This is a genomic window from Micromonospora sp. WMMD967 (genome assembly GCF_029626165.1).
In the GTDB taxonomy this organism is placed as follows: domain Bacteria; phylum Actinomycetota; class Actinomycetes; order Mycobacteriales; family Micromonosporaceae; genus Micromonospora; species Micromonospora taraxaci.
The window spans coordinates 1110770-1133075 of sequence record NZ_JARUBK010000001.1; the positions used below are offsets into that span (position 1 = coordinate 1110770).

At 71.8% G+C, this 22306-nt stretch carries 16 protein-coding genes; 11 read left to right on the plus strand and 5 right to left on the minus strand.

All coding sequences use genetic code 11. From position 1 onward, the window contains the following. Positions 1-63: 63 nt before the first annotated feature. A complete protein-coding gene (locus O7631_RS05325; protein WP_278143260.1) occupies positions 64-645 on the minus strand; it encodes a TetR family transcriptional regulator in 582 nt (193 codons plus the stop codon). Positions 646-751: 106 nt separating this feature from the next. Between O7631_RS05325 and O7631_RS05330 the strand changes: the two genes are divergently transcribed. Beyond that, a complete protein-coding gene (locus O7631_RS05330; RefSeq protein WP_278143261.1) occupies positions 752-1909 on the plus strand; it encodes an FAD-dependent oxidoreductase in 1158 nt (385 codons plus the stop codon). A gap of 37 nt (positions 1910-1946) precedes the next feature. On the opposite strand, the gene O7631_RS05335 is transcribed toward O7631_RS05330, so the two are convergent. Beyond that, complete coding sequence (locus O7631_RS05335; protein ID WP_278143262.1) at positions 1947-3158, minus strand: MFS transporter; 1212 nt, start codon at positions 3156-3158, stop codon at positions 1947-1949. Between the two features lie 121 nt (positions 3159-3279). Between O7631_RS05335 and O7631_RS05340 the strand changes: the two genes are divergently transcribed. The 5 genes from O7631_RS05340 to O7631_RS05360 all read left to right on the plus strand — a co-directional run bounded on the left by O7631_RS05340 (position 3280) and on the right by O7631_RS05360 (position 11256). Next, on the plus strand, positions 3280-5073 hold the full coding sequence (locus O7631_RS05340; protein WP_278143263.1) for an HSP90 family protein: 1794 nt from the start codon (positions 3280-3282) through the stop codon (positions 5071-5073). Next, positions 5070-7958 (plus strand): hypothetical protein, encoded by a 2889-nt coding sequence (locus O7631_RS05345; RefSeq protein WP_278143264.1) that lies wholly within the window; start codon positions 5070-5072, stop codon positions 7956-7958. The genes O7631_RS05340 and O7631_RS05345 overlap by 4 nt, the downstream gene beginning before the upstream one ends. An 84-nt stretch (positions 7959-8042) precedes the next feature. Then, a complete protein-coding gene (locus tag O7631_RS05350; RefSeq protein ID WP_269681744.1) occupies positions 8043-8642 on the plus strand; it encodes a TetR/AcrR family transcriptional regulator in 600 nt (199 codons plus the stop codon). A 73-nt stretch (positions 8643-8715) separates the two neighbouring features. After that, positions 8716-10053, plus strand: coding sequence for a biotin carboxylase N-terminal domain-containing protein (locus tag O7631_RS05355; RefSeq protein WP_278143265.1), 1338 nt, complete (start codon positions 8716-8718; stop codon positions 10051-10053). 291 nt (positions 10054-10344) lie between these two features. Then, a complete protein-coding gene (locus O7631_RS05360) occupies positions 10345-11256 on the plus strand; it encodes a hydroxymethylglutaryl-CoA lyase (RefSeq protein ID WP_278147850.1) in 912 nt (303 codons plus the stop codon). Between the two features lie 54 nt (positions 11257-11310). Here O7631_RS05360 and O7631_RS05365 read toward each other — a convergent pair whose 3' ends face one another. Next, positions 11311-11886 carry a snapalysin family zinc-dependent metalloprotease gene (locus O7631_RS05365; protein ID WP_278143266.1) on the minus strand — a complete coding sequence of 192 codons (576 nt, stop codon included), beginning with the start codon at positions 11884-11886 and terminating at the stop codon, positions 11311-11313. Positions 11887-12053: 167 nt separating this feature from the next. On the opposite strand from O7631_RS05365, the gene O7631_RS05370 reads away from it, so the two are divergent. The 3 genes from O7631_RS05370 to O7631_RS05380 all read left to right on the plus strand — a co-directional run bounded on the left by O7631_RS05370 (position 12054) and on the right by O7631_RS05380 (position 17580). Then, positions 12054-13586 (plus strand): acyl-CoA carboxylase subunit beta, encoded by a 1533-nt coding sequence (locus O7631_RS05370; protein WP_088986997.1) that lies wholly within the window; start codon positions 12054-12056, stop codon positions 13584-13586. Between the two features lie 72 nt (positions 13587-13658). Then, on the plus strand, positions 13659-14807 hold the full coding sequence (locus O7631_RS05375) for an acyl-CoA dehydrogenase family protein (RefSeq protein WP_088986996.1): 1149 nt from the start codon (positions 13659-13661) through the stop codon (positions 14805-14807). A gap of 124 nt (positions 14808-14931) precedes the next feature. Beyond that, positions 14932-17580, plus strand: coding sequence for a helix-turn-helix domain-containing protein (locus O7631_RS05380; protein ID WP_278143267.1), 2649 nt, complete (start codon positions 14932-14934; stop codon positions 17578-17580). 249 nt (positions 17581-17829) lie between these two features. On the opposite strand, the gene O7631_RS05385 is transcribed toward O7631_RS05380, so the two are convergent. Continuing rightward, on the minus strand, positions 17830-18336 hold the full coding sequence (locus O7631_RS05385; RefSeq protein WP_278143268.1) for a MarR family transcriptional regulator: 507 nt from the start codon (positions 18334-18336) through the stop codon (positions 17830-17832). 99 nt (positions 18337-18435) lie between these two features. Between O7631_RS05385 and O7631_RS05390 the strand changes: the two genes are divergently transcribed. Then, positions 18436-19017: a YceI family protein gene (locus tag O7631_RS05390; RefSeq protein ID WP_269681737.1), complete on the plus strand. Its 582-nt coding sequence runs from the start codon at positions 18436-18438 to the stop codon at positions 19015-19017. Positions 19018-19312: 295 nt separating this feature from the next. Further along, positions 19313-20791: a glutamate--cysteine ligase gene (locus O7631_RS05395; RefSeq protein WP_278143269.1), complete on the plus strand. Its 1479-nt coding sequence runs from the start codon at positions 19313-19315 to the stop codon at positions 20789-20791. A 91-nt stretch (positions 20792-20882) separates the two neighbouring features. Here O7631_RS05395 and O7631_RS05400 read toward each other — a convergent pair whose 3' ends face one another. After that, positions 20883-22244 carry a hypothetical protein gene (locus O7631_RS05400; protein WP_278143270.1) on the minus strand — a complete coding sequence of 454 codons (1362 nt, stop codon included), beginning with the start codon at positions 22242-22244 and terminating at the stop codon, positions 20883-20885. Positions 22245-22306: the final 62 nt, after the last annotated feature.

Consider the following 22306-nt stretch of genomic DNA (forward strand, 5'->3'; position numbering starts at 1 on the left):
CTCCTCCCGGCCGTCCCGATGCGCGTCACCTGCCAGACGCACGGGGGGAGGGAAAAGGTTGGGTCAGCTTCCCGGTGTTCCGGTCAGGTAGCGCTGGAGGGTCGGTGCGATCCAGGAGACCAGGTCCTCCGGTGTCGTGTCCACCATGGGCGGCAGGCGGACGACGTACCTGGTGAAGGCGAGGCCGAGGACCTGACTGGCCACCAGACCCGCACGGCGGGCGGTCGTCGTCGGGTCGGTGCCGAAGGCGGCCACCGCGGTGGTGAGCTGGTTGGCGAAGATGTCGCGCATGCGTTCGGCGGCACCGGGGTTGGTGCTGGCGGCCCGCAGCAGCGCCACGAGGGTCTCGTCGCCGTCCCACCGGCTGAGGAAGTGCCGGACGAGCGTCTCGCCGAGCTGCTCGGGCGGGACGGGGGTCAGGTCGGGCAGGCGTAGGTCGAACTCGGCTGCCGCCGCGAAGAGACCCTCCTTGCTGCCGTAGTAGCGCATGACCATCGACGGGTCGATCTGGGCGTCGGCGGCGATGGCCCTGATCGTGGCGCGCTCGTAGCCGTCCGCGGCGAATCGTTCGCGGGCCGCTCGCAGGATCGCCGCCCGGGTCGCGTCCGAGCGGCGGGGTTGGGTCGGCGGAGCGGGCACTGTCACGTCAACGACCGTATGCCAACAAGTGTTGACACGCAATCAGCAGGGTTCTAACGTCGCCAACAACTGTTTGCCAACATGTGTTGGCAGCGATCGTCTGGAGGTGGTCATGAGCACCGACGTTCTGGTGGTGGGCGCGGGCCCCACCGGTCTCGCCACCGCCCTGACGCTGGCTCGACGCGGAGTCGACGTGACACTGCTGGACAAGCTGGCCGAGCCGCCCACGACGTCCCGCGCGGCGGTAGTGCACGCGTACACCCTGGAGGTGCTGGACCGGATCGGCGCGGCGGAGCCGTTGATCGCCCAGGCGGTGCGGACGCCGCGCTTCACAGTGCGCGACCGGGACCGGGTGCTGCTGACGGTGCCGTTCCACGAGCTGCCGTCCCGCTACCCCTACGCGCTGCTGGTCTCCCAGGCGGTGACCGAGGCGGTGCTCGTCGAGCAGCTCGCCGACCTCGGCGTCCAGGTACGTCGACAGTGCCGACTGACCGGGCTCACCGACACCGGCGACGGTGTGCTCGCGCAGGTCGACGGGGAGCCGTTGCGCGCCCGGTACGTCGTCGGCGCGGACGGCCTGCACAGCACCGTTCGGCAGTTGGCCGGCATCGACTTCACCGGCCCCAGCGACGAGGAGTCCTTCGTGCTCGCCGACGTACGGGTGCGAAGCGTTCTGCCGCGCGACGAGGCGGCTCTCTTCCTCGCCCGCCCCGGCCCGTTGATCTGGGCGCCGCTGCCGGACGGGGTGGTCCGCCTGGTCGCCGCCGTGGCGGACGCCCCACCCGCACCGGACCGGGCGTACCTCCAGGCGCTGCTCGACGAACGCGGCCCGGCACGGACACCCGACCATGTGACCGAGGTGCTCTGGGGCTCCCGGTTCCGGGTCCACCACCGGATCGCCGACACCTTCCGAGCCGGGTCGGTGCTGCTGGCCGGGGACGCCGGGCACGTGCACAGCCCGGCCGGCGGGCAGGGCATGAACCTCGGGATCTGCGACGCGGTCGCCCTCGGCACCGCGCTAGCGGACGTGTTCGACGGTGGTCCGGACACGCTGCTCGACGACTACAACACCCGGCAGCGGCCGATGGCCGAGGACGTGATGAGCTTCGCCGCCGGGCTGACCCGGCTGGCCACCGTCCCCCCGGCGCGCCGGCCGGCCCGGGACGTGCTGCTCCGGTTGATCGGTGCGGTGCCGCCGGTCCGCCGGCGGATCGCGCTGCGCCTGTCCGGGCTCTCCCACCGGGAGACAGACGCCGAGCTGAGCCGGTGAGACGGGCCGCCGAGCTGAGCCGGTGGGACGGGCCGCCCTAGGCCGGCGACACCGGCCGCAGTGCCCGCCACGCCGCGACGGTGACCAGCGCGAACACTCCCGCGGCCGCGCCCATCACCGGCACCGTCCCGAACGCGGCGGCGGCGAGCCCGGCGAGCGCCGCGCCGACCGGGGCGGTGAGCAGACCGACCATCCGCTGGGCCGCCCCGACCCGGCCGAGCAGCCCGGCCGGCACGTTCCGCTGCCCGTACGACGCCCACAGGCTGTTCCACACCACGGTGCCGGCGGCGAACACGGCCAACGCGAGACCGCCCGGCACCGGATGCCGGGCCAGCGCGAACCCCGTCAACGCCACGGTCTCCGCGGCGAGCACCACGCCCAGCGCCGGGACGGTGCCGAGTCGGGCGGCGAGCCGACCGGCCCCGAGCGCCCCGACGACGCCACCGACGATGGCGGCGGCGGCGAACAGCCCGTACGCGGCCGGCGGCACCCGCAACACGTCCAGCGCGTAGAGCACCAGCACCGCCATGATCCCACTGATCGCCAGATTGCTCGCGGAGGTGAGCACCGTGACCCGCCACAGTGTCCGGTGCGCGTACAGCCAGCGCAGCCCATCGACGATCTCACGCCACACCGACCCGCGCCGTACCCCGGACCGTGGCCGCGTACCCGCGACGGGTGCCGGGGTCAGGGCCAGCACGAGCAGCGCGGCCACGGCGAAGGTGACGGCGTCGAGGGCGAACGGGAGGGCCGGTGCGACGGCGAAGAGGACACCGGCGGCCGGCGCCCCGAGGAAACCCCCGGCAACCGCGGCGCCCGCCTGGAGGCGGCCATTCGCCCTCGGCAACGCGTCCGGTGGCACCAGCGCGGGAAGCAGAGCGAACGAGGCGGAGTCGAACAGAGTGCCCAACGCGGCGAGGAGGAACGCCGCCACCAGCAACACCGGGACGCTGGCCCGGTGCAGGGCGACCGCCACCGCCAGTGCCGCCACCACGGCGGCGCGTACCCCGTCGACCACCGCCATCGTCCGACGACGGTCCCAGCGGTCCGCGTACACACCGCCGAGCAGGCCGAAGAGCAACGGCGGCAACTGACCCGCCACGGTGACCGCCGCGATGATCCGCGGATCGCGGGTCACCGTCGCGGCCAGCAGGGCCAGTGCGGGGGTACGCAGCGCGTCCCCGAACCGCGACGAGACGGCGGCGGACCAGAGCAACCGGAAGTCCCGGCCCAGAGCTGTGGAGGTCATCCGGCGACCGTGCTGGTTCGACCTGGTCGAGGGTCAAGCCGCCGGGCGAAAGGGGGACGCGCGTGTCGGTGATCATCGGTACGGTGGGCGCCGGCATTTCGGGACCGGGGGAGAAACGCACGTGGACCACACCTTCCAGGTCGACCTCCGTGGCGTGGTCGATCTGCTCAGCCACCACCTCTACGGCAGTCCGAGGGTCTACGTGCGCGAGCTGCTGCAGAACGCCGTGGACGCGATCACCGCGCGGCGCTCGACCCAGCCGGACGCGCCGGCCCTGGTCCGCATCGAGACACCGGAGACGACCGGTGACGGCACGCTGCGGGTGCACGACACCGGCATCGGACTGACCGAGGCGCAGGTGCACGAGTTGCTGGCCACCATCGGCCGCAGCTCCAAGAGGGACGAACTCGGCTTCTCCCGGCACGAGTTCCTCGGCCAGTTCGGCATCGGCCTGCTCTCCTGCTTCCTGGTCGCCGACGAGATCCAGGTGTTCACCCGCAACGGCGACCACCCCACGGTGCGCTGGACCGGGTACGCCGACGGCCGGTACGCGGTGAGCCTGGCGCCACCGGAAGCCTCCCGCGCCGAACCGGGCACCACAGTCACGCTGGTGCCGCGCCGCGACGCCGACCAGTGGTTCGCCACCCCGACCGTCACCGACCTGGCCCGGCTCTTCGGGTCACTGCTGCCGGTCACCGTCCGGGTCGGTGACGTGGTCACCACCACCGGCGAACCGCCCTGGCCGACCGCCCCCGGCGCGCCCGTCGACCGGGCGGCACTTGTCGCGTACGCCCGGGAGACGCTCGGCGTCGACCCGTTCGACGTGCTGCCCCTGAGCGTGCCGGAGGCCGGGCTCACCGGTGTCGCCTTCATCCTGCCCACCCCGGTGAACCCGGCGGCCCGTGCCGGGCACCGGGTCTACCTCAAGCGGATGCTGCTCACCGAGCACGCCGACGGGTTGCTGCCGGACTGGGCCTTCTTCGCGCACTGCGTGGTGGACGCCACCGAGCTGCGCCCCACCGCCAGCCGGGAGGCCCTCTACGAGGACACCCTGCTGACCACCACCCGGGAGGCGCTCGGCGACCAGGTACGAGGCTGGCTGGTCCGGCTGGCCCGGCACGACCCGCACCGGCTGGCCGAGTTCCTCCAGGTGCACCACCTGGGTGTGAAGGCACTGGCGCTGCACGACGACGAGATGCTCCAGCTGGTCGACAGGTGGTGGCCGATGGACACCAACGTCGGCACGCTCACCCTCGCCGAGTTCCGGGAGCGCTACGGCGTGCTCCGGTACGCGGCGAGCCTGGACGAGTTCCGGCAGCTCGCCGCGGTGGCCGCCGCGCAGGACCTGGCGGTGGTCAACGGCGGCTACACGTACGACACCGAGCTGATCGAGCGGCTGCCGGCGGTGGACCGCTCGGTGCTGATCGAACGGCTGGAGCCGAGTGACCTGACCACCCGTTTCGACGCGCTCGACCCGCAGGTGGAGATGGCGCTGCGGCCGTTCCTCGCCGCCGCGCAGCGGGCCGTCGAACGGTCCGGCTGCGAGGTGGTGATCCGGGCGTACGAGCCGGTGTCGCTGCCCGCGCTCTACCTGGTCAGCAGGTCGGCGGCGTTCAACGACCAGTTGGCGGCCAGCCGGGACCGGGCCGACGAACTGTGGGGCGGCGTCCTCGACGCTCTCGCCGCCACCGCGCCGCCGGACCGTCCGCAGCTGGTGCTGAACCACCGCAACCCGTTGGTCCGCCGGGTCACCGCGCTGGCCGACCCGGAGCTGGTGGGGCTCGCCGTCGAGGCGTTGTACGGCCAGGCGCTGCTGCTCGGCCACCATCCGATCCGCGCTGCCGACGCGGCGCTGCTGAACGATTCCTTCCTCGGCCTGCTCGGCCGGGCCGTACCAGGACAGGGGCGAGCATGAGCGACGAGGATCTCTGGCGGGTGTTGCGCGGCATCTCCGACATGCCGTACGGGGCGGGGCAGATCGCCGCGTTCGAGCAGTTGTTGCGCCGGGTGGACGCCGCCGACGATCGGCACCTGGCCTTCGTCACCCGGATGCAGGCCACCGCCGGTTACATCTACGGCGGCGAGCCCGCGAAGTCCTTCGTGACGTTCTCCTGGTGTCTGTCCGAGTTCGACAGAGACCCGCAGCCCTACCACCAACGTCACGCGCACAACCTGCTGTGGCACTTCAAGTACATGGTCACCGGGTTGCTGAACTTCCCGGAGGTGCCCCTCGACCGCACGTACGCGGTGTTGGACGACATGGAACGCCGCTACCGGGCCGGTGGGCACAGCCTGCAGACCGTCCACAAGCACCGGTTCCGGGTCGCCGACCACGTGGGCGACGCCGAGGCCGCCGCGCACTGGTACCGGCTCTGGCAGACCACGCCGCGCGACGACCTCTCCGACTGCGCCGGCTGTGACCCGACGAGCCAGGTGAACTACCTCGCCGACACCGGGCGGGACGCGGAGGCGGTGGCGCTGTCCGAGCCGGTGCTCGCCGGCCGGCTCACCTGCAACGAGCAGCCGCAGGCGATCCTCACCGCGCTGCTCCTGCCGTACCTGCGGACCGGGCGGGCCGAGTCGGCGCGGGACGCGCACCGGGAGGCGTACCGCCGGTTGCGCGGCAACCTCGCCGACCTGTGGGACATCGGCGACCACGTCGAGTTCTGCACGTTGACCGGCAATGAGGCGCGGGCGGTGGAGTTGGTCGAACGGCATCTGGACTGGCTGGACCGGGCACCGTCGCCGGCCGCCGCGATGCACTTCGCGGCGACGGCTGCCGCCGCGCTGCGCCAGGCCGGTCAGGGCGGCGCGGCGACCGTGTACCGCCGCGCCGCCGAGGGCCGACCGGCCGGCGAGGTGTCGGCGTCGGTGCTCGCCGACGAGCTGACGCGGACCGCCACCGAGTTGGCGGAGCGTTTCGACGCCCGCAACGGCACCACCCACCAGTCGGAGTGGGTCGCCCGCCGGCTCGCCGTTCGACCGAGCGGCGAGCACCTGCCGTTGTCCGCGAGCGTCCGCCGTCGCCCGCCACCGAGGGGCGGGGACGAGTCGACCACGTCCCACCGCGGCGACCTCCCGCTATTGGCCGACGGCGCGACGCGCGCCGGCAAGCCCGAGGCGCCCGCACCGACGGTGCCTGCCGACGCCGGGCCGGACCAGCTCCTGGACCTCGCCGAGCAGAGCTGGGGTCGGCACGACCCGATCACGTTCCGGGCGGCGTTGGCCGCCTACGACGAGCGGTTCGGCGCAGCCGACCTGCCGCCGCGTACCGTCGCGCAGCGGATGGCGTTGCGGGCGGCCGAGCGCGGCGACGAGGACGACCTGCCGGGCGCGATCGAGTCCAACCGAGCGGCTCTGGACCTTTACCTGGCGGAGGGCGACGAGCTGTCCGCCCAGGTGGTCGCGGGGCGGCTCGGGGTGCTGCTGGCCCGCTCCGACGACGCCGACGAGGGGTTGGCGTTGGTTCGGAAGGCAGCGGAGGTGCTGGACCGGGACGGCGACGCCCGGCAGCGGGCCGCCGCCCACCACCGGGTGGCGTTGGCGCTGCTTCAGCAGGAACGCTGGGCCGAGGCGCTCACGGCGTTGGACCGGGTGCCCGCCGACGCGGGTGGTGACAGGTACCTGGCGGCCCGGGTCGCGCTGCACCGGGCGCACGTGTTGGAGCAGTCGGAACGTCTCGACGAGGCGCGAGCCGCCGCTGCCGAGGCCCGCCGCATCGGCCGGGACGTGGGCGTCGATGAGCTGGTCACGGCGGCTTCCCTGGCGTACGCCCGGACGGTGGACGACCCGGCCGAAGCGGTGGCCGCCTGCGACGAGGCGCTCGCGTCGGCCCCGACGGAAGCGGAGTTGGCGGTTCGCGTTGCCCGTGCCCGTGCGTTGCTCGCGGCCGGCCGGGCCGCCGACGCGGTGGACGACTTCGTCGAGGCGGTGACGCTCTGCGTGGAGCGGGGCGAAGAGGGGGACGCGTTCCTGCGGTGGGAGTTGGCTAACGCGTACCGGATGGTGGGTCGGCTCGGCGAGGCGGCCGAGGTCGCCGAGGAGGCGGTCCTGGGTCTCGACCGGCTCGGCGCCCAGGCCGAGGCGGACCGGTGCCGGCACCTGCTGGCCGGCGTGTACGCCGGGCTCGGCGAGATCAAACCGGCCCTCACCCTGCTGGAGCAGTTGGCCGACAACCTCGACGGTCCGGACAACCTTCCGTACCGGGCGCAGGTGCTGGAGGAGGCCGGGGACATCCTCTACGACGCGGACCGGGACGCGGCCGGCGCGGAGCGGTTCGCCGCAGCCGCCGAGGCGTACCGGCTCGGCGACCTGCCGCTGGACGAGTTGCGGGCGCGCCGGCGGGAGGCGTACGCCTGGTTCTGGGCGGACGACCGGCCGGCGGCCACTCGGGCCGTCGAGCAGGCGGACGCGCTGGCGGTGACCCTGGCCGGGCTGCCGGAGCCACCGGTGACGTACGAGCTGGCGATGGTCGCCGAGGTCGGGGCGCGGGTGCTGACGACCGAGAACCGGCCGGACGAGGCGTTGGCTCGGCTGGACGGGGTGCCCGACCGGCTACGGTCGATCGAGGCTTTCGGTGAGGCTGCCCAGGTGGAGATCCTCGTCGGTGAGCTGCTGCTTCGCCTGGACCGTCCGGCGGAGGCGGAGCCGCTCCTGCGACGGGTTCTCGGTGGGCTGCCGGCCGACTCGCGACCGGTCCGCCAGACGGCCTGGCTGCTGGCTCGTGCCCTGGATCTGCTGGACCGGCCCACCGAGGCCGCCGCGCTGCGAACGGAGCACGACCTCGACCCGGACGACTGAGCGCGGCGGGCCCGCGCCTAGGTGTGCTCAACCGCTCGCCAACCATCGGCCCACCGGGGCCAGATCGCGGTCTAGGCTTGCCCGGTGACGGTGGAGCAGCAGGCACGGGGTGCCACGGGCGCGGGCCGGCGCAGGTCCCGCAAGGACGAGATCCTGGAGATCGCGGTTGGTCTGTTCGCCGCGCGTGGCTACCACGGTGTGTCGATGGACGACATCGGCGCGGCGGCGGGGGTCACCGGTCCGGCGCTCTACCACCACTTCGCCGGCAAGGAGGCCATGCTGGCCGCCGCGCTGATCCCGGTCAGTGAGGGGTTGCTGGCCGGCGGGCGGGAACGCGCCGCCGGGCACCCGGACGATCCGCGCGGTGTGCTGGAGTCGCTGATCGACTTCCACGTCGAGTTCGCGCTGGCCAACCCGGCGGTGATCGCGTTGCACCTGCACGAGTTGGACCGGCTGCCGGAGGAGCCGCGACGGCGGATCCGTCGCCTGCAACGGCTCTACGTCGAGGAGTGGGTCACAGTGCTCACCGCCCTGCACCCGGGCATGCCCGACGGTGAGGCGCGGGTGCTCGCGCACGCCGCGTTCGGGTTGATGAACTCGACTCCGTTCCTGGGCGGTGAGGTGGACCGGCGTCGCCGGGCCGAGCTGCTGCGCGGCGCGACACTTGCCGCGTTGCTCGCCTGAGCCCGACTCGTCAGAGGTTCGTCGGTCATGATTCCCTAACCACCGTCCCACCATCCGGACGCCGGGAGGAAACATGATCGAGTCACTGCTGGTAGCCAATCGGGGTGAGATCGCCCGCCGGATCATCCGGACCGCCAAGCGGCTCGGCATCCGCGCCATCGCGGTTCACTCGGAGGCCGATGCCGACCTGCCGTTCGTGGCGGAGGCGGACGAGGCGGTCCTCATCGGCCCGGCGAACCCGGCCCTGAGCTACCGCAACACCGAGGCGATCCTCGCCGCCGCGAAGGCGACAGGCGCGCAGGCCATCCACCCCGGCTACGGCTTCCTGTCGGAGAACGCCGAGTTCGCCCGTACCGTCGAGGCCAGTGGCCTGATCTGGGTCGGCCCCGACGCGGACGCGATCACCGCGATGGGCGACAAGATCAACGCCCGTAACCTGATGGCTGCGGCCGGTGTTCCGGTCGCGCCGGGCACCACCGACCCGGCCGCCGACCTGGACGCGGCGGTGACGGCCGCCGCCGAGATCGGCTACCCGGTGATGGTCAAGGCCGCGGCCGGTGGCGGCGGCATGGGCATGGGCGTCGCCGTCGACGAGGCCGCGCTGCGCACCGAGTACGACAAGGTGCGCGCGTTCGCCGAGCGGATGTTCGGCGACGGGTCGGTGTTGATCGAGCGGTACTTCCCCCGGGTGCGCCACGTCGAGGTGCAGATCCTCGGCCTGGCCGACGGTCGGGTGGTGGCGCTCGGTGAGCGGGAGTGCTCGGTGCAGCGACGAAACCAGAAGCTGGTCGAGGAGTCCCCGTCCCCGGCGGTCTCGCCGGAGCTGCGGGTCCGCCTTCTGGCGGCGGCGGTTCGGGCCGGCGAGGCTGTCGGTTACCGCAACGCGGGCACTGTCGAGTGCCTGCTCGATCCGGCCACCGAAGAGTTCTTCTTCCTGGAGATGAACACACGGCTCCAGGTGGAGCACCCGGTGACCGAGTACGTCTACGGGATCGACCTGGTCGAGGAACAGCTGCGGGTGGCGTCCGGGCTGGCGCCGACGTTCGACCCGGACGCCCTGACGCCGGCCGGCCACGCGATCGAGATGCGGATCAACGCGGAGGACCCGAAGCGTTTCCTGCCCGGCCCTGGTGTGGTGAAGACCTGGGTGGAGCCCGCCGGCGTGGGTGTCCGGGTGGATTCCGGCTACACCGAGGGCAACACCGTCACCCCGTTCTACGACAGCCTGATGGCGAAGCTGATCATCAGCGGGGCGACCCGCGACGAGGTGCTCGAACGCGCGAAGGAAGCGGTCGCCGGGTTCCAGGTCGTCGGCCCGAAGAACAACCTGCCCTTCTTCGCCGAGCTGCTGGACAACGAGGAGTTCCGCTCCGGCGCCTACGACACGGGCATCGTCTCCCGGATGCGCTGAACGGTCAGGTCCCCGGGCGGCCCGTCGCCGGGCGGTGCGGCCCGGCGGTCGGTGCCCGGCGGTCCGCCGGCCGGCGGCCCGGCCTGGCACTGTTGCCCGGCGGCCCCGGCGGCCCCGGCGGTGCGGCCCGGCGGCCGGGCCAGACTGGTTGACGGGCCCTTTGCTCTGCTTACCTATATGCGACAGCGGCGTCCCGATGACGGACAGTAGCCGTCGCACATAGGGCAGCAGAGCAAAGCGGCCGACATGCTGTCCCGATCCGACGTCACAGCGAGGTGACCGATGAGCCAGTTGCCAGATTCCGTCTCGATCCGCGAGGTCGGGCCACGGGACGGGTTGCAGAATGAGGACCCGATCCCGACCGACGCCAAGGTCCGTCTGCTCGACGCGCTCTCCGGCACCGGTGTGCGCCGGATCGAGGCGGTGTCGTTCGTGCACCCGAAGGCGATCCCGCAGATGGCCGACGCCGACGAGGTGTGGCAGCGGGCGGTCAAGGCCGACGGGGTGCGGTACTCGGCGCTGGTGCCGAACACCCGGGGCGCCCAGCGGGCCCTCGCCGCCGGGTTCGGCGAGATCGAGGTGGTGGTCTCCGCCAGTGACACGCACAACCGCCGCAACGTCAACCGGTCGACCGACGAGTCGTTGGACGACATCGCCGAACTGATCGACCTGCTGCACGGCGCGTCCGCTCGGGTGGAGGTGATCGTGGCGACCAGCTTCGGCTGCCCGTACGAGGGTGACATCGATCCGACGCGGGTGGCCGGCATCGTCGACCGGGTGGTCCGGGACGGCGCCGACCGGGTCGCGTTCGGCGACACCACCGGCATGGGAACGCCGCGCCGGGTCCGCGAGCTGTTGACCGCGGTACGCGACCGTAACGCGAACGTGCCGGTGCTGCTGCACTTCCACAACACCCGGGGCACGGCGCTGGCCAACCTGTTGACCGCGATGGAGCTGGGGGTGACCGAGTTCGACGCCAGCGTCGGTGGCCTGGGCGGCTGCCCGTACGCGCCGGGGGCCAGCGGCAACCTGGCGACCGAGGAGGCTGTGCACATGTTGCACGACATGGGCATCGACACCGGCATCGACCTGGCGGCCCTCGTCGAGGCGGCGGAGTTGGCCGAGGAGTTGCTCGGCAAGAGGCTGCCGTCGGGTGTGCTGCGGGCCGGTCCGCGGACCCGGCTGACGCCGATGCCGAGCTGAGTGAGACGTGGGGAGGGCCGGCCCGAGGCCGGCCCCTCCGACGTACCAGGTCGATCAGCCCACCGTGGTGAGCATGCTCGGCCAGCTGTCGCGGAAGATGTCCGCCTCGGCGCGGTCGGTGCTGCGCTCGGTGGCGATGCGGGTGCCGGCGAAGAGGTTGCTCACCCGGTTCGCCTCGGCGCTGCTCGGGTACGGGTTGGTGCAGCTGGTGCCGGCGCTGCCACCGGACATCAGCAGCGAGCAGTTGCCGTTGTAGTTGTCCGGCAGGCCGAGGATGTGCCCGATCTCGTGGGTCATGATGCGAAGCGGGCTGTACTGCGCGGCCTGCTGGGTGTCGATGTAGACCCGGCCGTTGCCGAGGCTGGTCCGGACGGCGTACGAGCCGCCGCCGGTGATCTGGTAGATCCGCAGGTTGGAGCCGCAGTTGGCGGAGAGCGTCAGGTTGACGGTGGCGTTGTTCCAGATCGAGGCGGCCTGGTTGGCGGTGCCGGCGTAGCTGCCTGCCTGGCTGGTGTTGTAGCAGATGGTCATGGCGGCGGACGCGGGCGACGGGTTGGCGACCGTGACGCCGAGGGTGGCGAGTGTCGTCGCGAGCACCGCGACGGCGAGCCGATTGAGTCGTGAGGTCATCGCTGACTCCAATCTGGGAGGGGGGTGCCAGGAGCCTAGCGATATGTATTCATGTTTTTCAATGTCTTGCTCTCGGTCCAACTGTCTGGTTCGCTCGTAGGTCGCCGACAACCACGCCGATGCGCTAGCCTAACGATCGTTCAGGTCGGTACGGCGAGGGAGTCGGCGTGACGCTCGACGGTGAGGCACTGGAGCAGCTGCGCAAGCGGGCCCGGTCCGGCGGCGCGGACAAGTACCACGCGGCCAACGCGGCCAAGGGCAAGCTCTTCGCCCGTGAGCGGGTCGCGCTCCTGGTCGACGAGGGTTCGTTCGTCGAGGACGGCCTCTACGCCAACTCGATGGCCGAAGGGTTGCCCGCCGACGGGGTGGTCACCGGCACCGCCACGATCGACGGCCGACAGGTCTGCCTGATGGCCAACGACTCCACGGTCAAGGCCGGCAGCTGGGGCGCCCGCACCGTCGAAAAGATCATCCGAATCATCGAGCGGGCGTACGGCGCCGGCGTGCCGATGGTCTACCTGGTCGACTCGGCCGGCGCGCGGATCACCGACCAGGTCGACCTCTTCCCCGGCCGTCGTGGCGCCGGCAAGATCTTCTGGAACCAGGTGCGCGCCTCGGGTTCGATCCCGCAGGTGTGCGCGCTGTTCGGTCCGAGCGCCGCCGGTGGGGCGTACATCCCGGCGTTCTGCGACGTGGTGGCCCTGGTCGACGGCAACGCGAGCATGTACCTCGGCTCCGACCGGATGGTCGAGATGGTCACCGGCGAGAAGACCACCCTGGAGGCGATGGGTGGAGCCAAGGTGCACACCGCCGAATCGGGTGTCGGGCACTTCCTCTGCAAGACCGAGGCCGACGCGCTCGACGTGGTGAAGACCTACCTGTCGTACCTCCCGGCGAACTGGACCCAGACGCCGCCGGCCGCGCCGGCCGTCGCCGCGCCCGCGAAGGCCGACCTGGCCGCGCTGGTGCCGGCCAGCGAGCGGCAGGCGTTCGACATGCGGCGGTACGCCAAGGGACTGCTCGACGAGGGCTCCTTCTTCGAGATCCAAGCCCTCTGGGCCAAGGAGCTGACCATCGGCTTCGGTCGCCTCGACGGGCAGGTCGTCGGTGTCGTCGGCAACAACTCGATGTTCAAGGGCGGCGTGCTCTTCGTCGACTCGGCCGACAAGGCCACCCGGTTCGTGCAGCTCTGCGACGCCTTCAACGTGCCGCTGCTGTTCCTCAGCGACGTACCCGGCTTCATGGTCGGCAGCGCCGTGGAGAAGCAGGGCATCATCCGGCACGGCGCAAAGATGATCACCGCGATCTCCGAGGCGACGGTCCCGAAGATCTGCGTGGTGGTCCGCAAGGCGTACGGCGCCGGCCTCTACGCGATGGCCGGTCCCGGTTTCGAGCCGGACGCCACGATCGCCCTGCCGACCGCGAAGATCGCGGTGATGGGGGCCGAGGCCGCTGTGAACGCCGTCTACGCCAACAAGATCGCCGCCATCGAGGACGAGGCCGAGCGGGCCGCCTTCGTGGCCGCCAAGCGGGCCGAGTACGAGCAGGACATCGACGTGGTCCGGCTCGCCAGCGAGCTGGTGGTGGACGCCATCGTCGAGCCGCACGACCTGCGTACCGAGCTGGTCCGTCGCTTCGCGGCGGCGCGTACGAAGGACCGGCACTTCTCCCGACGCCGGCACGGCGTGACCCCGGTCTGATCCTCGACCGCCCGCACAGCGACCCGTCCCGGCGTCACGAGCGCCGGCGGACCGTCCCCACTGGAGGATGACATGGACTTCCGGCTCACCGACGAACAAGCGGCGCTGCGGGAAAGCGTGCGGGACTTCGCACGCGAGGTGGTCGCCCCGGTCATCGCCGAGCACTACGAGCAACACACCTTCCCGTACGAGGTGGTCCGGCAGATGGGCAAGATGGGCCTGTTCGGCCTGCCCTTCGCCGAGGAGCACGGTGGGATGGGCGGCGACTACTTCGCGCTCTGCCTGGCCCTGGAGGAGCTGGCGCGGGTCGATTCCAGCGTGGCCATCACGCTGGAGGCGGCGGTCTCGTTGGGTGCGATGCCGATCTACCGCTTCGGCACCGAGGAGCAGAAGGCGACCTGGCTGCCCAGGCTGCTCAGCGGCGAGGCGTTGGCCGGTTTCGGGCTCACCGAGCCGGGCACCGGCTCGGACGCCGCCGGCACCCAGACCCGCGCGGTGCTGGACGGCGACGAGTGGGTGATCAACGGGTCGAAGGCGTTCATCACCAACTCGGGCACCGACATCACGGCGATGGTGACCGTCACGGCGGTGACCGGCACGAACCCGGACGGCTCCAAGGAGCTGTCGACGATCATCGTGCCGACCGGCACGCCCGGGTTCACCGTCGCGCCGGGCTACTCCAAGGTGGGATGGACCGCCTCGGACACCCACGAGCTGACCTTCGACGACTGCCGCGTACCAGCGGCCAACCTGCTCGGCGCGCGGGGTCGGGGCTTCGCGCAGTTCCTGCGGATCCTCGACGAGGGTCGGATCGCCATCGCCGCGCTGGCCGTCGGCCTCGCCCAGGGCTGTGTCGACGAGTCGATCAAGTACGCGAAGGAGCGGCACGCCTTCGGTCAGCCGATCGGCGCCAACCAGGCGATCCAGTTCAAGATCGCGGACATGGAGCTGAAGGCGCACACCGCCCGGCTGGCCTACTACGACGCCGCCGCCCGGATGCTGGCCGGCGAGCCGTTCAAGCGGCAGGCCGCCATCGCCAAGCTGCACGCCAGCACGATCGCTGTCGACAACGCCCGGGAGGCGACCCAGATCCACGGCGGGTACGGCTTCATGAACGAGTACCCGGTAGCCCGTTTCTGGCGGGACTCCAAGATCCTGGAGATCGGCGAGGGCACCAGCGAGGTGCAGCGGATGATCATCGCTCGGGACCTGGGCCTCTGAACCGTTCCACCCGCCGTCCGTACCGGACCGGCTGGCCGTACGGCTGTCGGATTTCGGCGGGTGGGCGTCAATAGCCCGACGTTCGACTGCCAACCGTCGGAGTCGATCCGTACTCTTCGTGCCCATGACTCCGGATCATGATGGGTCGCGGAGCCCGGCTGGCCGTACCCCGCTGCCGGAGCTGCTTCGCGAGCATCGACGCGCCGTCGGCCTGACCCAGGCCGAGCTGGCGTCCCGGGCCGGGGTGGGTGTGCGGACGGTGCGCGATCTGGAGCGTGGTCGGGCGGTCCGGCCGCAGCGCACCACTGTGGACCTGCTCGCCGCGGCGTTGGCCTTGGCCGGCGCCGACCGGGCGGCGTTCCTGGCTGCGGCCCGCGGCTCCGGCACCGAGTCAACCCGGCCGGACACCACCTCTACGGCGATCGCTGTCCCGACCTCCGACCGGCCGGTCAGCCTCCCACCTCCGGTCGCGCTGATCGGTCGGGACCGCGACATCACCGAGCTGACCGCCATGCTGACCGAGGAGCGCGGCCCTCGGCTGGTGAGCCTGGTCGGGCTGGCCGGGGTCGGCAAGACCGCCCTGGCGACGTCGGTGGCGCACGCGGTGGCCCCCGCCCACCCGGCCGGAGTGGCCGGGGTGCTGATCGGCGAGGGCTCGGACGGGCCGGACGTACTCGCCGCCTCGATGGCCGTACTCGGCGCGGCGCGGCCGACGGAACTCGTCGCCCAGCTCGCCGGCCGACCGGTCCTGCTGGTGATGGACGCCGTGGAACGCGCCCCGGGTCCGGCCGCCGCGACGGTGCACCGGCTGATCGCAGCCCTGCCGTCGCTGCGGGTGCTGGTCACCGGGCGGCACCCGGTCGGTCTACCCGGCGAGCGGGTCTGGCCGGTCGCGCCGCTCGACGTGCCGCCCCCGGACGTCGCGCACACCGGACTGGCCACACTCGAAACGTGGCCGGCGGTGGCCCTGTTCACCGCCCGGCTCGCCCAGGTCCGCCGGGAGACACCCACCCCCGACGAGTTGCCCGCGCTCGCCGCGCTGGTTCGCCGCCTGGGCGGGCTGCCGCTCGCCATCGAGCTGATGGCCGCCCGGGGTCGGCTCCTCGACCTCACCGAACTGCTGAACCGGTACGGCGATCGGGTGCTCGACCTGGCCGCTCCCGCCGACGCCACGGTCCACCCCGGTTGGGACGCGCCGGACGCGCTCACCCGACGGCCGACCACCCCTTCCGCGGTCGCCACGGTCACCCTGCGCGAGGCGGTGGCGACCAGCTACCGACTGCTGGCTCCGGACGAGCGGGCGGCGCTGCGGCAGCTCGCCGTGTTCGGCAACCGCTGGTCGGTGGAGTTGGCCGAGGAGATGCTCGCCGACAAGGCCGACCAGGACGGCACCGTGGCGATCGATCCCGTCCCCCGCCTGGACCGGTTCGTCGAGCTGGGGCTGCTGAGCGTACGCGGCACCGGTTCGTTCCGGTTCCGGCTTCTCGACGCGGTCCGTGAGTACGCCGTCGAGCAGGCGGCCGGCGAGGGGGAGTTGACCTGCATCCGGCGGCGACACGCGGAGGTGATCACACGGTTGGTGGCGCGGACCGCCGTCGACCTCGTTGGTCCGCGTTCGTCCGAGGCGGTGCATCGGCTGGACGAGATGACGAGTGACATCAGCTCGTCGCTGGCCCACGCGGCGACCGACGACCCGTTGACGGCGCTGCGGCTGGCGGCCTGCCTGACCCGTTGGTGGCGATTCCGTGGGCGCGATGTCGTCGGGCGGCAGTGGTTGCACCGCCTGCTGGCGGACCCGCGTACCGCCGATGCCGACCCGATCCTGCGGGGCTGGGCCGCGATCGGTGTCGCCCGCCTCGCGGCCGAGCACGGTGCGGGTGCCGAGGAGTTACCGACGGCGCGTGCGGCGTTGGAGACCTTCCGGCAGGCCAGCGATGTCACAGGTGAGCTGGAGGCGCGGATCGTGCTCGGCACACTGTTGATCGCCGTCGGCCGACAGGACGAGGCGCGCGAGCAGGCCGAGGTGGTGCTGCGGTTGGCGGCCCGTGACGGGCGGACCCGGGACCTGGCGGTGGCTCAGAACAGTCTCGCCTGGCACGAGATGCGGACCGGTGACCTGGCTGCGGCGCGACGCCGGCTCGCTGCGGCGGACCGACTCGCCGCCGAGAGTGGGGAACAGCGGCTGCGGGTGCTGGTCTGGGCCAGTCGAGCCGAGGTCGCCCGCCTGGAGGGTTGGTACGCCGACGCCGTGGACCGTGGTCGGCGGGCGATGGCGGCGTTGTCCGAGCTGGGTGACCAGGGGCGCCGTCGCCGAACGCTCGGGACCGTCGGGCTGGCGCTTGCCCAGGACGGGCGTGCCGCGGAGGCGACCGAGGTGCTCGCCGAGTTGCGAGCGGGAACGGCCGAGGCTGCGGCGGCGGGTTCGGTGCGAGCACCATCCGGGCGGGCTGTGCCGCGCCAACGCTCCGGTGACATGGCGCTGTCCGGGGACGGGCCGGACGTCGGCCTCTGTGCGCTGATCGAGGGCAACCTCGCGTTGCACAAGGGTGACCGGGAGTTGGCCGCCGAATGGTTCGCGGCCGCTGCCGAGTCGGGCCAGGATCGGCGGGACGTGGTGGAGTCGCTGGTGGGGCTGGCCGCCAGCACCGCTGACCCGGCGGTCCTCGATCGGCTCGATCAGGTGTGTCGGGAGAGTGGCATCGCGCTGCTGCCCCACGAGTCGGGACTGCTCTACGCATTGACCGCCGACCGGGACGGGCCGACGGCCCCGTAGCGCCCTGGGGCGGATGCTTCCTGCGCGATCGACGACGGCAGGGCAACGGGAGAGTGGCGCGGACGAAGAGCCCCCTTGGTGCTACCCCTCGCTGATCGCCCGCGCCGTCACCCCCCGGTTGATCCCCGGTGTGGGAAGCCTGCCACCGCCGGAACGGCAGAAAGTCGACTTGGCCCGAATGATCCAGCTTGGTGGGGGCAGTTCTGCCGGTCTTTCTGCCGGTGCGGGCGCCCCGCCGCCCGGGTGCTCTCAGGGTTGATCGGTCGCGGTCTCCTGCGCGAAGGTGGTGTCGTCGCTGCCGGCGGTAGCGCACGGATGTGCGGCGTCGCGGACCCGCCGCAGCCCGTCGAGGAGGGCGGTCAACGCCTCGGGGTCGAGCTGACCGGTGAACCACTGCTCGATCATCTGCAGGTGACCGGGCAGCGTCTCGTTCAGGCGCTGCATCCCCGCAGCGGTGACCACGGCGTACGAGCTGCGCCGGTCGTTCGGGCAGGCCCGACGAGTGAGGAGGCCGTCACGTTCCATCCGGTCCACCACGCGGGTCACCCCGCTGGTCGACAGTGAGGTCTGCGCGGCGAGGTCGGTCATGCGTAGCTGGTTGCCCGGCGAGCGGGCCAGTCGGGTGATGACCTCGAACTCGACCGCGGACAGGCCGTGCTCCTCGAGTTGGGCGTTGAACCGGGCGGACAGCCCGGCGTGTGCCTCGAAGAGCAGGCCGACGGCGGTGATCCGGGGATCGTCGAAGACGTTGGTCACGCGTTCATCCTAGCAGTACTTGACACAGGGAATGTTGTTGCAGTTATAGTTGCTTAAGCAGTCGTTGGGCTACTAAACAATCTCCTGGAGGACAGCAGCATGACCAGCAGCATCGATGCGGTTACCCGCGACTGGGACGGCCTCACCATCCCGACGGCCGGCACCTACGCGCTCGACGTGGCGCACAAGCGGGTCGGCTTCGTTGCCCGGCACATGATGGTGAGCAAGGTTCGCGGTGAGTTCAACGAGGCGACCGCCACCATCACCGTCGCGGAGGACCCGCTGCAGTCGTCGGTCGTCGCGACCATCCAGGCCGCCAGCATCGACACCACCCAGGCCGACCGGGACGCCCACCTGCGCAGCCCCGAATTCCTGGACTCCGACAAGTTCCCGACCCTCGAATTCCGCAGCACCGGGGTCAAGTCCCGCAGCGGCAACGAGTTCGTGCTCGCCGGCGAGCTGACCATCAAGGACGTCACCCGCCCGGTCGAGCTGGAGGTGGAGTTCGAGGGTGTCGGCCGCAGCCCGTTCGGCCAGGACATCTTCGGCTTCTCCGCGAGCACCGAGATCGACCGCGAGGAGTTCGGCCTGACCTGGAACGTCGCCCTGGAGACCGGGGGCGTGCTGGTCAGCCGCAAGATCAAGATCGAGATCGAGGGTGAGGCCGTCCGTCAGGCCTGATCCCTCCCGGATCACCGGTACGCAGGGCCCGCGCCGCACGTCGGCGCGGGCCCTGCGTCGTCTACCCACCCCGGTGGCGTCGTGGTAATTGTCACGACTTGTTCGCACCGCCATCGGGTCGTGTCGGCCGGCCACGGGGTACAGATGGCGCCACGAGAGCCGTCCGCTCGGGTCGAAGTCGGAACACCGCCGTCGGCCTCTGGCCGTGGTCAGGTCGGCGCTCTTACCGTTGATGGTTCACAATGCGCTTTCCGGGACGGCAGGATCCCGACCGCGCCGGCTGTCGGGAGGACACATGGGCAGGGACGTCTCACAGGGCGCCTTCACCCGGGATGATCGCGTCCGATACCGGCAGAAGGTGCGGCGGTGCCTCGACGTCTTCGCCCTCATGCTCGACGACTTCGGGTTCGACGCCGACCGGCCGATGACCGGCCTGGAGATCGAACTCAACCTGGTCGACTCGACGGCCGAACCGGCGATGCGCAACGAGGAGATCCTCGCCGACATCGCCGATCCGCTCTTCCAGACCGAGCTGGGGCAGTTCAACCTCGAACTCAACGCCGAGCCCCGGCTGATCGACGGCGCCGGCTTCGCCGACTACGAACGTGACCTGCGCGGCAGCCTCTCCCGGGCCGACGAGCGCGCGGCCCGGTCCGACGCGAACATCGTCCTGGTCGGCATCCTGCCCACCCTCACCGAGGGACACCTGGTCGAGGACAACCTCTCCACCAACGAGCGCTACCGGGTGCTCAACGACCAGATCGTCGGCGCCCGCGGCGAGGACATCGAGCTGGACATCCGTGGCGTCGAGCAACTGCGGACGCACACCGACTCGATCGCCCCCGAGGCCGCCTGCACCAGCCTCCAGTTCCACCTCCAGGTGGCGCCCGACAGCTTCGCCGACTACTGGAACGCCTCCCAGGCAATCGCCGGTGTGCAGGTGGCGGTCGGAGCGAACAGCCCCTACCTTTACGGCCGCCAACTCTGGGCGGAGACCCGGATCGCCCTGTTCCAGCAGGCCACCGACACTCGTCCCGACGAGCTCAAGGCCCAGGGGGTACGCCCTCGGGTGTGGTTCGGCGAGCGATGGATCACCTCGATCTTCGACCTCTTCGAGGAGAACGTGCGGTACTTTCCGCCGTTGCTGCCGATCTGCGAAGACGAGGACCCGGTGGAGGTGCTGCACGCCGGCGGCGTACCGAAGCTCGGGGAGTTGAGGCTGCACAACGGCACCGTCTACCGGTGGAACCGCCCGGTCTACGACATCATGAACGGCCGCCCGCACCTGCGGGTGGAGAACCGGGTGTTGCCGGCCGGCCCGACGGTGGTGGACATGCTCGCCAACGCGGCCTTCTACTTCGGGTTGGCTCGTGGTCTCGCCGAGGCGGACCGTCCGATCTGGAGTCAACTGACCTTCAGCTCCGCCGAGGAGAACTTCCACGCCGCCGCCCGACGTGGCCTCGACGCCGTCCTGCACTGGCCCGGGCTCGGTGACGTGCCGGTCACCAAGCTGGTGCTGGACCAGTTGCTGCCCACCGCGGCGGCCGGCCTCGACGGGTTCGGCGTCGCGGCGGCCCAACGGGACCGGTTGCTCGGCATCATCGAGCAGCGCTGCCGGACCGGCCGCAACGGTGCCGTCTGGCAGACCGAGACGGTCTGGGCGGCGGAGCGGCAGCACGGCATGGACCGGAAGGCCGCGCTGCACCACATGGTCCAGCGTTACGCGGAACTCCAGCGCTCCAACGAACCCGTGCACACCTGGCCGGTCGACTGACCCCTCCCACCCGCGTTGACCATGAAGTTGTTACCCCGACACGCCGGACGGGATGGCAATGACTTCATGATCAAGGAGGAGAGGGCTGGATTCAGTCCGTTGGGGGGTGGATGGGGCGGCGGGTTGCGCGGGTGGGGCGGCGGGTGGTTGGTGTCGGGTCCTCGTCGGCTGGCCCGGTGAGGTCCGGGTCCGTCCGGGGCGCGGGCACTCTGGGCAGAGCGTCCTCATCGGGTGCGGGACCCGTCCCGGCCGCCCCGGTCGTGGCGGCCTTGCGACGGCGGCCCGGGGTGCCGTTCGACTTACCGGAGACCGGCGGCTCCGGGTCCGTTTCCGCCGTCGCAGGGGTTGGGTTCGGCCCGCCGGCGGTGGCAGGGGTCGTCGGCTTGGACGCAACGGCCGCGGTCGAGTCGGCAGCCGGCTCCGGCGCGGTCGACCCGAGCTGGGTGGTCCGGTTCCGGTCGGCTCGCTCCGCGAGAACGGCGGCCAGCACCGAACCGCCGACGCCGGCGATCACCGCGTACGGGGCGACCAGTTGGGTGGACAGCTGCGCGGGGCCCAACGTCGACCAGTGCGGCAGTGTGGTCAGGTAGGCGAGCGCGACGAGCACCGGCCCGGCAGCGCCGGAGGCCGCAGCGCCGACCCGGTGTCCGGTCGAACGCGCCGCCCGCCGGGCGGCCAGCACGCCGATCAGCAGCGCGGGCACGAGTGCCAACAGCGCGCCCGGCCAGTAGAGCTGGCCACCGATCCAGTAGTGCGAGTGGTCCGGGTGGAGGTGCCAGGTGCCCAGTTGCGCACCGGTCAGCCCGCGTCCGACGCGTACCCCGTCGATCACCGAGACCACCGCGAGCAGCCAGAGCCAGGCGGCCGTCGCGGTCACGTTGACAGCCGCCGCCCGCGAGCGCAGCGCCCAGATCGCGACGACCACGCCCAGCAGGATGCCCAGCGTCGCCTGGACGGCGGCGGTGCGCTGCGGTGCGCCGGTGTCCGCGCCGGTGGCCACCCGCGCGGGTACGGCGATCAGCAATACCGTCACCAGGCCGCCGATGCCGGCGCCGAGCGCGAGTGCCATCCGGCGCAGCAGACCGTCACGCTCGGCCGGCGGCTCCGGGCCGGTGGTGTCGAGTGCGGAATCAGGAGTGTCCGCCTGGGTGCCCGGAGTGTCCGCCCGAGTGGCCGGCGTGGCCGCCGAGTCGGGAGAGGCGACCTCTGCCGGCTTCGGTGCGCCGCGGTGGTGCAGTCGCTGCGCGCAGACCGCGCCGAGGACCGTGGAGCTGGCAGCGAGCCAGGTGGCCCAGGCGAGGCCGTCGGCCCAGGCTGTGTCGGTGGCCCCGGCCTCGGTGGGTGTCCAGGCGATGACGCCGAGCCCGTAGCCGAAGCCCAGTTGTGCGGCGCCCGCGCCGGCAGCGACCCCGATCGCCGTGGCGATCGATACTCCCCAGCCCTGTCTGGCCATGCCGGGCAGCGTAACGTCCCGTCGTCGGCGCGGCGAGTCGCAACGACCCGCCGGTGCGGACG

Coding starts and splice junctions, on each gene's coding strand:
- O7631_RS05330 (WP_278143261.1), top strand. CDS start 752: ATGAGCACCGACGTTCTGGTGGTGGGCGCGGGCCCCACCGGTCTCGCC.
- O7631_RS05335 (WP_278143262.1), bottom strand. CDS start 3,158: ATGACCTCCACAGCTCTGGGCCGGGACTTCCGGTTGCTCTGGTCCGCC.
- O7631_RS05345 (WP_278143264.1), top strand. CDS start 5,070: ATGAGCGACGAGGATCTCTGGCGGGTGTTGCGCGGCATCTCCGACATG.
- O7631_RS05355 (WP_278143265.1), top strand. CDS start 8,716: ATGATCGAGTCACTGCTGGTAGCCAATCGGGGTGAGATCGCCCGCCGG.
- O7631_RS05365 (WP_278143266.1), bottom strand. CDS start 11,886: ATGACCTCACGACTCAATCGGCTCGCCGTCGCGGTGCTCGCGACGACA.
- O7631_RS05375 (WP_088986996.1), top strand. CDS start 13,659: ATGGACTTCCGGCTCACCGACGAACAAGCGGCGCTGCGGGAAAGCGTG.
- O7631_RS05380 (WP_278143267.1), top strand. CDS start 14,932: ATGACTCCGGATCATGATGGGTCGCGGAGCCCGGCTGGCCGTACCCCG.
- O7631_RS05390 (WP_269681737.1), top strand. CDS start 18,436: ATGACCAGCAGCATCGATGCGGTTACCCGCGACTGGGACGGCCTCACC.
- O7631_RS05395 (WP_278143269.1), top strand. CDS start 19,313: ATGGGCAGGGACGTCTCACAGGGCGCCTTCACCCGGGATGATCGCGTC.
- O7631_RS05400 (WP_278143270.1), bottom strand. CDS start 22,244: ATGGCCAGACAGGGCTGGGGAGTATCGATCGCCACGGCGATCGGGGTC.